General features: G+C 61.5%; 9 protein-coding genes. 5 read left to right on the forward strand and 4 right to left on the reverse strand.

What is annotated here, in order from left to right:
• Window positions 1–226: 226 nt before the first annotated feature.
• On the reverse strand, window positions 227–1,891 hold the full coding sequence (ettA, locus tag JFU57_RS03015) for an energy-dependent translational throttle protein EttA (protein WP_020296430.1): 1,665 nt from the start codon (window positions 1,889–1,891) through the stop codon (window positions 227–229).
• A 282-nt stretch (window positions 1,892–2,173) separates the two neighbouring features.
• Here ettA and JFU57_RS03020 point away from each other — a divergent pair, with 282 nt between their 5' ends.
• From JFU57_RS03020 to JFU57_RS03040, 5 genes are all read left to right on the forward strand, one after another.
• A complete protein-coding gene (locus tag JFU57_RS03020; RefSeq protein ID WP_201128073.1) occupies window positions 2,174–6,022 on the forward strand; it encodes a bifunctional diguanylate cyclase/phosphodiesterase in 3,849 nt (1,282 codons plus the stop codon).
• A gap of 172 nt (window positions 6,023–6,194) precedes the next feature.
• Window positions 6,195–7,448, forward strand: coding sequence for a serine hydroxymethyltransferase (glyA, locus tag JFU57_RS03025; RefSeq protein WP_201128075.1), 1,254 nt, complete (start codon window positions 6,195–6,197; stop codon window positions 7,446–7,448).
• Window positions 7,449–7,773: 325 nt separating this feature from the next.
• The gene (locus tag JFU57_RS03030; RefSeq protein WP_078471745.1) at window positions 7,774–9,087 is read left to right on the forward strand and encodes a C4-dicarboxylate transporter DctA; all 1,314 of its coding nucleotides are present in this window, start codon (window positions 7,774–7,776) and stop codon (window positions 9,085–9,087) included.
• An 81-nt stretch (window positions 9,088–9,168) separates the two neighbouring features.
• Complete coding sequence (locus tag JFU57_RS03035; protein ID WP_201128077.1) at window positions 9,169–9,873, forward strand: FCD domain-containing protein; 705 nt, start codon at window positions 9,169–9,171, stop codon at window positions 9,871–9,873.
• Between the two features lie 46 nt (window positions 9,874–9,919).
• The gene (locus JFU57_RS03040) at window positions 9,920–10,618 is read left to right on the forward strand and encodes a GntR family transcriptional regulator (RefSeq protein ID WP_201128080.1); all 699 of its coding nucleotides are present in this window, start codon (window positions 9,920–9,922) and stop codon (window positions 10,616–10,618) included.
• Between the two features lie 69 nt (window positions 10,619–10,687).
• On the opposite strand, the gene yjiA is transcribed toward JFU57_RS03040, so the two are convergent.
• The 3 genes from yjiA to JFU57_RS03055 form a co-directional block, all read right to left on the reverse strand.
• Window positions 10,688–11,659 (reverse strand): GTPase, encoded by a 972-nt coding sequence (gene yjiA, locus JFU57_RS03045; RefSeq protein WP_201128082.1) that lies wholly within the window; start codon window positions 11,657–11,659, stop codon window positions 10,688–10,690.
• Window positions 11,660–11,775: 116 nt separating this feature from the next.
• A complete protein-coding gene (locus tag JFU57_RS03050) occupies window positions 11,776–11,973 on the reverse strand; it encodes a YbdD/YjiX family protein (RefSeq protein ID WP_007895266.1) in 198 nt (65 codons plus the stop codon).
• A 16-nt stretch (window positions 11,974–11,989) separates the two neighbouring features.
• Window positions 11,990–14,056 (reverse strand): carbon starvation CstA family protein, encoded by a 2,067-nt coding sequence (locus tag JFU57_RS03055; RefSeq protein WP_020296423.1) that lies wholly within the window; start codon window positions 14,054–14,056, stop codon window positions 11,990–11,992.
• Window positions 14,057–14,175 lie beyond the last annotated feature (119 nt).

A 14,175-nucleotide genomic window follows, 5' to 3' on the forward strand; every position in this document is an offset into this window, starting at 1 on the left:
GTCGCAGTTATGAATTTAAATGGTGCATTAGATATAAATCAGCCCCTGAAAAGCCGATTTTTGTGCACCGAAACAAGGATCAACATTAACCCGCTCGCCCGATTCCGGTCACCTCTGAAACCGCTCGCCGATTGAGCAGTTCCCCTTGTTCAACTTCCCCTCTGGCAACAATCGCCAGGCAAAAAAACGGAGCCCGAAGGCTCCGCTTTTGTTCCAACCGACCTGATCAGGCCAGTTTTTTGTGCCGTACGCGATGCGGCTGGGCAGCCGCTTCGCCAAGGCGCTTCTTGCGATCGGCTTCGTACTCGGTGTAGTTGCCTTCGAAGAACACCGCTTGCGAGTCGTCTTCGTACGCCAGGATGTGGGTCGCGACGCGGTCAAGGAACCACCGATCGTGAGAGATCACAATGGCGGCGCCCGGGAAGTCCAGCAGGGCTTCTTCCAGGGAACGCAGGGTTTCAACGTCGAGGTCGTTGGACGGTTCGTCGAGCAGCAGGACGTTGCCGCCCTCTTTCAGGGTCAGGGCCAGGTGCAAGCGACCGCGCTCACCACCGGACAGGTCCTTGACGAACTTTTGCTGATCGCCGCCCTTGAAGTTGAAACGACCGACGTAGGTACGGGACGGAATCTCGTAGTTGCCGATGCGGATCTGGTCGGAACCGTCGGAGATCTGCTGGAACACAGTCTTGCTGCCATCCAGGTCGTCGCGGCTCTGATCCACGCAAGCCAGCTGCACGGTTTCGCCGACTTCGATGCTGCCCGAATCCGGTTGTTCCTTGCCCATCAGCATGCGGAACAGGGTGGATTTACCCGCACCGTTACCGCCGATCACGCCGACGATGGCGCCTTTAGGCATGCTGAACGACAGGTTGTCGATCAGGACGCGATCGCCATAGCCCTTGGTGACGTTCTTGAATTCGATGACCTTGTCACCCAGGCGCGGACCGGCCGGGATGTAGATCTCGTTGGTCTCGCTGCGCTTCTGGAATTCCTGGGACTGCATTTCCTCGAAGCGTTGCAGACGAGCCTTGGATTTGGACTGGCGGGCCTTGGCGCCTTTGCGCACCCACTCCAGTTCTTCCTTCATGGCTTTTTCGTGAGCCGACTGCTGCTTGGATTCGGCAGCCAGACGGTCGGACTTGGCTTCGAGCCAACCCGAGTAGTTGCCTTCATAAGGAATGCCGGCGCCACGGTCGAGCTCCAGAATCCAGCCGGCAACGTTGTCCAGGAAGTAACGGTCGTGCGTAATCGCGACCACAGTGCCCGGGAAGTCGTGGAGGAAGTGTTCCAGCCAGGCGACGGAATCGGCGTCCAAGTGGTTGGTCGGTTCGTCGAGCAGCAGCATGTCGGGGGCCGACAGCAGCAGGCGGCACAGGGCCACACGACGCTTCTCGCCACCTGACAGGTGTTCGACCTTGGCGTCCCAGGCCGGCAGGCGCAGCGCATCGGCGGCGACTTCCAGCTGGCGCTCCAGGTTATGACCATCGCTGGCTTGGAGGATGGCTTCGAGCTTGGCCTGTTCGGCGGCCAGCTTGTCGAAATCGGCATCCGGGTCGGCGTAGGCGGCATACACCTCGTCAAGGCGCGCCTGGGCGTCCTTGATCACGCTGACCGCTTCCTCGACCACTTCACGCACGGTCTTGGTCGGGTCCAGCTGTGGCTCTTGCGGCAGGTAGCCGATGTTCAGGTCTGGCATCGGGCGTGCTTCACCGTCGAACTCGGTGTCAACGCCGGCCATGATTTTCAACAGGGTGGATTTACCCGAACCGTTGAGGCCCAGTACGCCGATCTTGGCGCCGGGGAAGAATGACAGCGAAATGTTTTTGAGGATTTCCCGCTTCGGCGGAACAACTTTTCCCAGCCGATGCATGGTGAAGACGTATTGAGCCATGGTGAACCTAGCGTCAGTGACTGATGAATAGATCGGGCAGAGCCCGGGCCAGGCCATGCGCGGCACGGGCGTTGATCGTGATCAATACCTGCGCGCGGTAAATGCCTGATTGTCTGGAGCTGGAACGCTCCCGCGTAACCGGCAAAGCTACCTCAACGGATGACTAAGGTCCAGCCAGGCGGGGCTGGCACTTTGCCACAACTCAAGGCATGCTAGCCGCCCTTCGGGCGTCCGGCTTATAGTGCACGTCGCGCCAGTCCAGCCAAACCGCAGGATCACAGCTTGTCCAATGTCATTCCGCCATCTTCCGTGCGCGCAATCACCTCTGCGCCCGGCTCTCCCCTGCGCGGCACCCTGAAGGGGGGATTGGCAACGCTGGTACTGCTGCTGCTCGCCCTGCTGTTTTGGCAGTTGCTCGACCAACTGCAGCAAACCCGTAAAGACCAGCACCAACATGCCATCGACTACAGCGCCGATCTGGCTGATCACCTCAGCCTGAACCTGGCGCTGAACGCGCAGATTGCCCTCAACCTGCTACCGATCGTCGAACAGCCCCACGACACCGAGCAACAGCAGCAACTGCTGAAAAGACTCCAGTTGTCCCTGCCGGATGTTCGCAGCGTCGCCCTGCTCAATGCCCAGGGCCAAGTGCTGAGTGACAGCGCCACCGACAGCCAGGATGCGGCCTGGCTAGCGAAACTGGTCGAGCGCAGCCACGTCCAGCGCTACTTCTTCGGCAACGGCCCGGAGGGTTCGGTGGTGTATCTGTTACTGCACCAGCCCAGCGGCGCGGTAAAGGGTTACTGGGTACTGCGAGTGGCCCCGAGTTTCTTCCAGACCCTGACCCGGCACAGCGACGAAAGCTTCCGCCCGGTGTGGGTGGTGCAAAACCGCCTGACCCAGCAAGTCATCAGCCGCGATGAAAGCAGCAGCGCCACACCCGGTCAGCTTTCGCCCGATGAAATGGCCAACACCGTGCTGGTCACGCCCCTGGGCAATAGCGATTGGCAATTGCGCGGCCTGTTCGATGAGCGCGCGGTCATCGAGCAACTGTTGCCAGCCTTTATCGGCAAATGCCTGCTGGGCCTGGCTTTCTCGTTGATTCCGGTGATCGCCCTGCTGAACATGCGCCGGCGCCAGCGCCAATTGCACGAAGGTCGGCGCCGCTACCAGGATATTTTCGAAGGCACCGGCGTGGCCTTGTGCGTGCTGGATATCTCCGGCCTCCCGATTCTGCTCGACAAGCTGCAACTGCGCACCAGCGAGCAGCTCAGGCACTGGCTGCAACAGAGCTCCGAGCAGCGCCTGCAACTGTTGCAGGAACTGCGCATTACCGAAGTCAACCAGGTCGCCCTGCGCCTGCTGAATGTCGACGCCTGCGAAAGCGCCTGGAAACTGCTGATCGACGGCTGCCCGCTCAACGGCAACGCCATCGGCATTCAACTGCTGGATGCCGTGCTCACCCGCCAAAAGCAGCTGGAGCTGGAAATCAAGCTCAGCGATGCCCAGGGCAAGGACCAGCATCTGTGGCTGGTGCTGCGCCTGCCGGAAGACCCGAGCGATTACCGCGCGGTGATCCTCAGCATCAGTGACATCACCAGCCGCAAGCTGATCGAACTGTCGTTGCTGGAGCGTGAAGGTTTCTGGTCGGACGTGGTGCGCACCGTGCCCGATCACCTGTATGTGCAGGACGTGATCAGCCAGCGCATGATTTTCAGCAACCATCACCTGGGGCAGACCCTGGGCTACAACAAGACCGAACTGCACCAGATGGGCGAGTACTTCTGGGAGATCCTGCTGCACCCGGAAGACGCCGACCTCTACCACCGCCTGCGCCAGGAGCAGCGGCATTCGGGTTATGCCCAGCTGTTGCAATGCCAACTGCGCTTTCGCCACCGCAGCGACCAATGGCGGCGTTTCGAGATCCGCGAACAGGCACTGGCCCGGGATCGGCACGACCAGGTCACGCGGATCATCGGCGTCGCCAAGGACATCACCGACCAGATCGAGGCCAGCGAATCCCTGCGCGACAGCGAGCAACGCTACCGGATGCTCGCCGAAAGCATCAGCGACGTGATTTTCTCCACCGACAGCAAGCTATCGTTGAACTACGTGAGCCCGTCGGTGCTGGCGGTGCTGGGTTATGGAGTGGACTGGATCTTCCAGAACGGCTGGCAATCGACCATCGCCAACCCGCAGCAACTGACCGGCATCTATGCCCTGATGGACCGGGTCAGCAAGGCCCTGGACAAACCCGAGCAACTGGCGCAGTTGCGCAGCCAGGTGCAGACCCAGTTGTTCCTGTTCGATTGCCTGCGCGCCGACGGCCGCAAGATTCCCATCGAGCTGCGCCTGGTGCTGGTGTGGGACGAGCACGGGGCGTTCGAAGGCGTGCTCGGCGTCGGCCGCGACATCAGCCAGCAACGCCGTGCGGAAAAAGACCTGCGCATGGCTGCCACGGTTTTCGAACACTCGACCTCGGCGATCCTGATCACCGACCCGGCCGGCTATATCGTGCAGGCCAACGAGGCCTTCAGCCGGGTCAGCGGTTACGCGGTGTCCCAGGTACTCGACCAGCTGCCGAACATGCTGACCGTCGACGAACAGCAGGAAGCCCACCTGCGCTATGTGCTCAAGCAACTGCACCAGCACAGCACCTGGGAAGGCGAAGTCTGGCTCAAGCGGCGCAATGGCGAGCATTATCCGGCCTGGGTCGGGATTACCGCGGTGCTGGATGACGAAGGCGACCTGGCCAGCTACGTGTGCTTCTTCAGTGACATCAGCGAGCGCAAGGCCAGCGAGCAGCGGATCCACCGCCTGGCCTACTACGACGCCCTGACCCACTTGCCCAACCGCACCTTGTTCCAGGATCGCCTGCACACCGCTCTGCAATCGGCGGAACGGCAGAAGTCCTGGGTGGTGCTGATGTTCCTCGACCTCGACCGCTTCAAGCCGATCAACGACTCCCTGGGCCATGCCGCAGGCGATCGCATGCTCAAGGAAATGGCCACGCGCCTGCTGGGCTGCGTCGACGATGACGACACCGTGGCGCGCATGGGCGGCGATGAGTTCACCCTGCTCCTGCAGCCTCGCGCCAGCCGTGAAATGGCGCTGAACCGGGCGATCCACGTCGCCGAGCAGATTCTCGCCAGCCTGGTAAAACCCTTTGTGCTCGAGGGCCGCGAGTTCTTTGTCACCGCCAGTATCGGCATCGCCCTGAGCCCGCAGGACGGTAATGAACTGAGCCAGTTGATGAAGAACGCCGACACCGCGATGTACCACGCCAAGGAACGCGGCAAGAACAACTTCCAGTTCTACCAGGCGGACATGAACGCCAGCGCCCTGGAGCGCCTGGAGCTGGAAAGCGACCTGCGCCACGCCCTGGAGCAGGAAGAATTCGTCCTTTACTACCAGCCGCAATTCAGCGGCGACGGCAAGCGCCTGACCGGGGCCGAGGCCCTGCTGCGCTGGCGGCATCCGCGGCGCGGGCTGGTGCCACCGGGGGACTTCATCCCGGTACTCGAAGAACTCGGATTGGTGGTGGATGTCGGTGACTGGGTGATCAGCGAGGCCTGTCGCCAGCTCAAGTCCTGGCACCAGGCCAAGGTCCGGGTGCCGAAAGTCTCGGTGAACATCTCGGCGCGGCAGTTCTCCGACGGCCAGCTGGGCACGCGGATCGCCACCATCCTCAAGGAAACCGGCCTGCCGCCGGCGTGCCTGGAGCTGGAACTGACCGAAAGTATCCTGATGCGCGAAGTCAGCGAGGCCATGCAGATTCTCGCCGGCCTGAAAAACCTGGGGCTGAGCATCGCCGTCGATGACTTCGGCACCGGCTACTCATCGCTGAACTACCTCAAGCAGTTCCCGATCGACGTGCTGAAAATCGACCGAACCTTCGTCGATGGCCTGCCGTCCGGCGAGCAGGACGCGCAAATCGCCCGCGCCATCATTGCCATGGCCCACAGCCTGAACCTGGCGGTGATCGCCGAGGGTGTGGAAACCCACGAACAGCTGGATTTCCTGCGTGAACACGGTTGCGACGAGGTCCAGGGCTATCTGTTCGGCCGCCCGATGCCGGCCAATCGCTTCGAAGCCCAGTTCAGCAACGACGCACTCTTCATGTTCGACTAGAACCCGCGACAAGCTTCAAGCGACAAGCTGCAAGAGAAAAACGACCCGCTTGCCGCTTGCAGCTCGTCACTTGAACGCTGCTTCTGTGCGACATGATGTCCTTTCATATGCCATCTAAAACCCATTGGGTTAGAATGCCTCCCTTTTCTGCCCCCGATCCTTGAGGACCGCCATGTTCAGCCGTGATTTGACTATTGCCAAGTACGACGCCGATCTCTTTGCCGCCATGGAGCAAGAAGCTCAGCGCCAGGAAGAGCACATTGAGCTGATCGCTTCGGAAAACTACACCAGCCCAGCGGTGATGGAAGCTCAAGGCTCGGTATTGACCAACAAATACGCCGAAGGCTACCCAGGCAAGCGTTACTACGGCGGCTGCGAATACGTCGACGTGGTTGAGCAACTGGCCATCGACCGCGCCAAAGAGCTGTTCGGCGCCGATTACGCCAACGTCCAGCCCCACGCCGGCTCCCAAGCCAACAGCGCGGTGTACCTGGCCCTGCTGTCGGCTGGCGATACCATCCTGGGCATGAGCCTGGCTCACGGCGGTCACCTGACCCACGGCGCCAGCGTTTCCTCCTCCGGCAAGCTGTACAACGCCATTCAATACGGCATCGACGCCAACGGCCTGATTGACTACGACGAAGTCGAGCGCCTGGCGGTCGAGCACAAGCCGAAAATGATCGTGGCCGGTTTCTCTGCCTACTCGCAGATCCTGGACTTCCCGCGCTTCCGCGAAATCGCCGACAAGGTCGGTGCGTACCTGTTCGTGGACATGGCTCACGTAGCCGGTCTGGTCGCCGCTGGCGTCTACCCGAACCCAGTGCCATTCGCCGATGTGGTCACCACCACGACCCACAAGACCCTGCGCGGTCCACGTGGCGGTCTGATCCTGGCTCGCGCCAACGCCGACATCGAGAAGAAGCTGAACTCCGCCGTATTCCCGGGCGCCCAGGGCGGCCCGCTGGAACACGTGATCGCCGCCAAGGCCATCTGCTTCAAGGAAGCCCTGCAGCCTGAGTTCAAGACCTACCAGGAACAAGTGATCAAGAACGCCAAGGCCATGGCCGGCGTGTTCATCGAGCGCGGTTTCGACGTGGTTTCCGGCGGTACTGAAAACCACCTGTTCCTGCTGTCGCTGATCAAGCAGGAAATCTCCGGTAAGGACGCTGACGCCGCTCTGGGCAAAGCCTTCATCACCGTGAACAAGAACTCGGTACCGAACGACCCACGTTCCCCGTTCGTCACTTCCGGCCTGCGCTTCGGCACTCCAGCCGTGACCACTCGCGGCTTCAAGGAAGCCGAGTGCAAGGAACTGGCTGGCTGGATCTGCGACATCCTGGCTGACCTGAATAACGAAGCGGTGATCGACGCCGTTCGCGAGAAGGTCAAGGCTATCTGCAAGAAGCTGCCGGTATACGGCGCTTAATAGCCCGCATAACGCAGTAGAAAAGCCTGGCCCTGGTGCCGGGCTTTTTTGTGCGTGGGGGTTTTGTGTGCCAGATAAAACCAGCGCAGGCCCTCCTCCCCACAACCACCCCAGGCACACCGTCCCCCTTAAAACCCCCGACTGTCTGAGTAACACCACTGGTCAGACCGGTCATGCCAATTTCCGACATCCCCCTTGTAAACCCATAAAATCCGAGCGTAGACTGCGCCTGCACTGGACATACCGGTAAGACCACAATAATTAAGTCCTGGATCCGCAAGCGCTCACGCGCACGGCAGACAGGACACCGATCAGGATCCTCCTCATGCTCAGATGGTGCTCGCGTTCAATTTTCCTCCAGGTTGTTCTCGGACTGATGCTCGGCGTCGTTTGCGGACTCACCCTTCCCGAATTCTCCTCACAACTCAAACCGCTGGGCGATGGCTTTATCAAGCTGATCAAGATGCTGATCGGCCTGATCGTGTTCTGCGTAGTGGTCAGCGGCATTTCCGGTGCCGGCGACCTGAAAAAGGTCGGGCGCATCGGCCTCAAATCAGTCATCTACTTCGAAATCCTCACCACCATTGCCCTGGTGATCGGCCTGATCATGGCCTTCAGCACCGGCATTGGCAGCGGCGCCAACATCCATCTGGATCAGCTGTCCAGCGCCGACATGGGTGACATCGCCCAACGCGGCCAGCACATGCAGGGCACCGCGCAGTTCCTGATGAACCTGATCCCGACCTCGGTGATCGGGGCCTTCGCTGACAACAACATCCTCCAGGTCCTGCTGTTTTCCGTGCTCTTCGGCAGCGCCCTGAACCTGGTAGGTGAAGCCGCCTCCGGCATCTCGCGGCTGATCAACGAACTCAGCCATGTGATCTTCCGCATCATGGGCATGATCGTGCGCCTGGCGCCGATCGGCGTGTTTGGCGCCATCGCCTTCACCACCAGCAAGTACGGCGTGGATTCGCTGCAGCACCTGGGCAGCCTGGTGGGGCTGTTCTACCTGACCTGTTTCGCGTTCGTCGCGGTGATCCTGGGCCTGGTGATGCGCCTGTCGGGCCTGCGCATGCTGCCGTTCCTCAAGTACCTGCGTGAAGAACTGCTGATCGTGCTCGGCACCGCCTCATCCGACGCCGTGCTGCCGCAGATCATGCGCAAGCTCGAACACCTGGGGATCGGCAGCTCCACGGTGGGCCTGGTGATCCCCACCGGCTACTCGTTCAACCTCGATGGGTTTTCCATCTACCTGACCCTGGCCATCGTGTTTATCGCCAACGCCACGGGTACGCCGCTGTCGATGTCGGACTTGCTGACCATTCTCCTGGTGTCCCTGATCACCTCCAAAGGTGCCCACGGCATACCCGGCTCGGCGCTGGTGATTCTGGCCGCGACCCTGACTGCGATCCCGGCGATTCCGGTGGTCGGCCTGGTCCTGGTGTTGGCGGTGGACTGGTTCATGGGCATCGGTCGCGCCCTGACCAACCTGATCGGCAACTGCGTGGCCACCGTGGCGATCGCGCGCTGGGAAAAAGACATCGACCTGCAGCGCGCCAACAAGGTCTTGAGCGGCCAGCAGGGTTACGGCTTCCAGCCGCGTAAACCGGCAGCGTCCGCCCATCAGCAGGAGTTCTAGGCAACACTTGTGCCTGCCGACGGCAGGCACAACAATCAGCGCCCGCCGATGGCGGCGTTACCGATACCCATGGAGTGCACAGTGATCAGCTCGTCGACGGTGGTAAATTCAGTGGTGGAAAAACTGCGGGCAGCCTTGGCCCGTGGCCAATGGCGCTGCGGCGACATGCTGCCCGGGCAACGCGAGTTGGCCGAACAACTGGGCATCAGTCGTCCAAGCCTGCGCGAAGCGGTGATCGTCCTGGAAACCCTGGGGCTGGTGCGCTCCCTGCCCGGCAAGGGCGTGCTGGTGCTCGAAGCCACCCTCGGCGAATCATCGATCAGCACCAGCAGCGTCGCCGGCGCCAGCCTGGAAGACGTGCTGCAACTGCGCTACACCCTTGAGCCCTTTATCGTCGGCCTGGTGGCCCAGTCCATCAGCAGCAAGGAAGTCGGGCAATTGCGCCTGACCCTGATGGACATGCGCGAAGCCCTCGACGCCAATGACAGCGAAGCCGGGATGAACGCCTACATCGCCTTCCATGAAGAGCTGTTCGCCCTGACCTCCAACCCGATCTTCCAGAACGTGGTGCAACAGACCAGCAACGCGCTGAAACAGAGCGCGGACATCCTGCGCAACTCGCCGGAACACCTGGCCGAGCGCCTGCAGGAAAACGAAGCGGTGGTGCGGGCCGTCCGCAACAAGAACAGCGCGCTGGCCAGCGCCGAGATGCGCAAGCATATCCTCCAGGAAGGCCAGCGCATGGGCATCGAACTGAACATCCCGGATGACAACCTGGGTCACTGACCCGATGTAGAACACTTCATATCGGCAACCGGACTGGAGACAGGCCATGGCCAGCTGCGCCTTGAACAATCATGCATTCATCCCCAGCGGCGCCCTGCCCCGCCTGGGCCGGGGCCAGAGAAAGCTGCTGGTCGACGATGTCTATCCACAGATTTTCGAAGCCATTCTCGAACAGCGCATCACCCCCGGCAGCCGCGTCACCGAAGAAAGCCTCGGTCTGGCCTTTGGGGTGAGCCGCAGCATCATTCGCCAGGTATTGGCCCGCCTGTCCCATCAGCAGGTGATCATCCTGCGCCCCAACCACCGGCCACAGGTGGCGGCGCCGGACATCGAGCAGACCCGGCAGATCCTGCATGCCCGACGCCTGACCGAAATCACCCTGGTGCGCCTGGCCTGCCAGCAACCACGCCCCCGGCACTTGCTGCCCCTGCGCCAACTGATTGCCCGCGAACGCGAGGCCATCGAACGGGATCAGCGCGGCCCGGCCATTCGCCTGTCCGGCGAGTTCCACCTGCAATTGGCCGAGGTGGCGGGCAACGGGCCGCTGGCACATTTTCTGGCCAGCCTGGTGCCGCTGACGTCCCTGGCCATCGCCCACCATGAATCCCGGGCCTGCAACTACTGCGCCTGGCAGGAACACTCGGCGATTGTCGATGCCTTGGAAACCGGGGATGCCCAGGCAGCGGAAGCTTTGATGAACCAGCACCTGGACCATCTGGAAACCAGGCTGCTGGGCGCACGTTAAGCCCGACTCGGGCCGGTCGGCTGCCGCACGCCTGTGCGGTGGCCGGGCCTGTCCACAGAGGGGTGGGCCTTAGCTCGCAGCCACTCGTGCAAATCCTGCACGAATCTTTTCTTCCGGCAGGTCGTCGGCGATAAACACAATCACGCTTTCCCGGGCTTCGCCTTCGGCCCATTCGGTGTCCCAATCGAAGCCGTAGAGTTTGAGCACGCCCTGGAACACCATGCGCCGCGGTTCGCCGGCGATATTGAGCACGCCTTTGTAGCGCAGCAATTGCTTGCCGTGATCTTCCAGCAGCTCGTTCATGAACTCGCTGAGTTTTTCGATATCCAGCGGCTGGTCGGTGCGCAGCACCAGGCTGGAGATACGATCGATGGAAGGCGCCTTGCTCACCGGACGCAAGCTGACGCCGCCGCCCAGGTCGGCATTGAGGTTGAACCCGCGCACATCCAGCAGTTCGGCCAGGTCGATCTGACCGTGCTCCACCACGCGAATCGGCGCCCGGCGGTTGATCCGGGTCAGGCGTTCGCTGAGGGCGTTGAATGTTGCTTCATCCACCAGATCGCGCTTGCTCACCAGCAGCCGGTCGGCAAAGCCGATCTGGGCCTGGGCGATGGTCTGGGTCAGGTGGTGCTCGGCATGCGCGGCGTCCACCAGGGTGATGATGCCGTCGAGGATGTAGCGCTCGCGCAGCTCTTCATCGATAAAAAAGGTCTGGGCCACGGGCGCCGGATCGGCCAGCCCGGTGCACTCGATCACCAGGCGGTCGAAGGCAATTTCACCGCTGTCCAGTCGCTCCAGCAGCAGGTACAGCGCCTTCGTCAGGTCGGTGTGGATGGTGCAGCAGACGCAGCCGTTGGACAGGGTCATGACTTGCACCGGCTCGGCCCCCAACAGTTGGGTGTCGATACCGGCATCGCTGAATTCGTTCTCGATCACGGCGATTTTCAGGCCGTGCTCGGCTTTGAGCAGGTGCCGCAGCAGCGTGGTCTTGCCCGCGCCAAGAAAGCCGCTGAGGACGGTGACGGGGATGGGTGCTGACAAAACGAAGATCTCCCTTGGGCTGAAAAAACTGTAGGAGCCCAGCCCGCCGGCGAGGTCAATTCAGACCTCGCCGACCGACCGGCTCCTACAGTGGGATGTTGCCTAGTCTCTGTGCTTCAACAGCACTTCGGACCGCCCTTGCCGCCGTAACGTGCTTCCTGACGTTCGCGAAAGAACATCTCGTAGCTCATCACCGGCTTGTCCGGGTGCTTGGTTTGCATATGCTCGACGTAGTTGTCGTAGTCGGGCATGCCGACCATCAGGCGCGCGGCCTGACCGAGGTATTTACCGAGGCGACTCAGGTCATTGAACATGTTTGCAATCCTTGGGTTACGCGTCCGGCAGGGCCTGGAAGGGCGATTCTTTATCCGTACGTTCCTTGGTGCCCCAGGCGGCGATGCCGACCTTGAGCGCATAGAACAGGATGCTGAACACCACCAGCAGGAACAGCGCGGTCAGCGTTGCGTTGGTGTAGGCGTTGAAGATCACGTGCTGCATCTGCTCGATGCTCTTGGCCGGAGCCAGGATCTGACCGCCTGCCAGGGCATCGCTGTACTTCTTGGCCAGGGACAGGAAGCCGATCGCCGGGTTGGCGTCGAACAGCTTGATGAAGCCCGCCGTGGTGGTGCAGATCAGCAGCCAGACAGCCGGCAGCATGGTCACCCAGATGTAGCGTTGGCGTTTCATTTTGATCAGGACCACGGTCGCCAGCATCAGCGCGATACCCGCCAGCATCTGGTTGGAGATACCGAACAGTGGCCACAAGGTGTTGATGCCACCCAACGGATCGATCACCCCCTGGTACAGCAGGTAACCCCACATCGCCACGCAGCCGGCAGTGGCGATCAGGTTGGCGGTCCAGGACTCGGTGCGCTTGAGCGCCGGCACGAAGGATCCGAGCAGGTCCTGCAGCATGAAGCGTCCGGCACGGGTACCGGCATCGACTGCGGTCAGGATGAACAGGGCTTCGAACAGGATCGCGAAGTGGTACCAGAACGCCATGGTGTTTTCACCCGGCAGGACACTGTGCAGGATCTGCGCAATACCGACCGCCAGGGTCGGCGCACCACCGGCGCGAGCCAGGATGGTGGTCTCGCCGATGTCATGGGCCACCGCTTGCAGGGCTTCCGGGGTAATTGCAAAACCCCAACTGCTGACGGTTTGCGCCACGGCCACCACATCGCCGCCGACCACGGCCGCCGGGCTGTTCATGGCGAAGTACACGCCAGGCTCGATCACCGATGCGGCAACCATCGCCATGATGGCCACGAAGGACTCCATCAACATGCCGCCGTAACCGATGTAGCGGGCGTTGGTTTCGTTATCCAGCAGCTTGGGCGTAGTGCCCGAGGAGATCAGCGCATGGAAGCCCGATACCGCGCCACAGGCGATGGTGATGAACAGGAACGGGAACAGGCCGCCTTTCCACACCGGTCCGGTGCCGTCGATAAACTGGGTCAGGGCCGGCATTTTCAGCTCGGGCATGGTGACCAGGATGCCGATCGCCAGGGCGATGATGGTGCCGATCTTGAGGAAGGTGGACAGGTAGTCCCGGGGAGCCAGAATCAGCCAGACCGGCAGCACCGCCGCGACGAAGCCGTAGCCGATGAGCATCCAGGTGATCTGGATCCCGGTGAAACTGAAGGCTTTGGCCCAAACCGGATCAGCGGCAATCTGCCCGCCCAGCCAGATCGAGCCCAGCAACAGCAATACGCCAATGACCGAGATTTCACCGATGCGACCCGGGCGGATGTAGCGCATGTAAATGCCCATGAACATCGCGATCGGGATGGTCGCCATCACCGTGAAAATGCCCCACGGGCTTTCGGCCAGGGCCTTGACCACGATCAGCGCCAGCACCGCGAGGATGATGATCATGATCAGGAAGCAGCCAAACAGCGCGATGGTCCCGGGGATCCGGCCCATTTCCTCGCGCACCATATCGCCCAGGGAACGGCCGTTACGGCGAGTCGACAGGAACAGCACCATGAAGTCCTGGACCGCACCCGCCAGTACCACACCGGCAATCAGCCAGAGTGTGCCGGGCAGATAGCCCATTTGCGCTGCCAGCACCGGACCGACCAGAGGGCCTGCACCGGCAATAGCCGCGAAGTGGTGACCGAAGAGAATGTGTTTGTTGGTGGGGACGTAGTCCAGACCGTCGTTGTTGAGCACAGCGGGGGTTGCCCGGCGTGCATCGAGTTGCATCACGTTGTTGGCGATGAACAGGCTGTAGTAACGGTACGCAACCAGATAAATGGCCACTGCCGCGACCACAATCCACAAGGCGTTGATTGCCTCGCCGCGACGCAATGCCACTACGCCGAGGGCGCACGCTCCTACGATTGCCAGCAGCAGCCAGGGTACATGGCGTAGCAGGCTATTATTATTTTTCATTTTTTTATTCCAGCCAGGGTGGACAGAAAGACAGCCAAACCGAGTTTAGCGCTACTGGCTTCAAAGACCACCCCCCACGTTGGTCTAGAGCCTTCTTTTAAGAAAATCCAGCCCTGTGG

Origin of the sequence: Pseudomonas sp. TH07, assembly GCF_016651285.1 — a bacterium.
In the GTDB taxonomy this organism is placed as follows: domain Bacteria; phylum Pseudomonadota; class Gammaproteobacteria; order Pseudomonadales; family Pseudomonadaceae; genus Aquipseudomonas.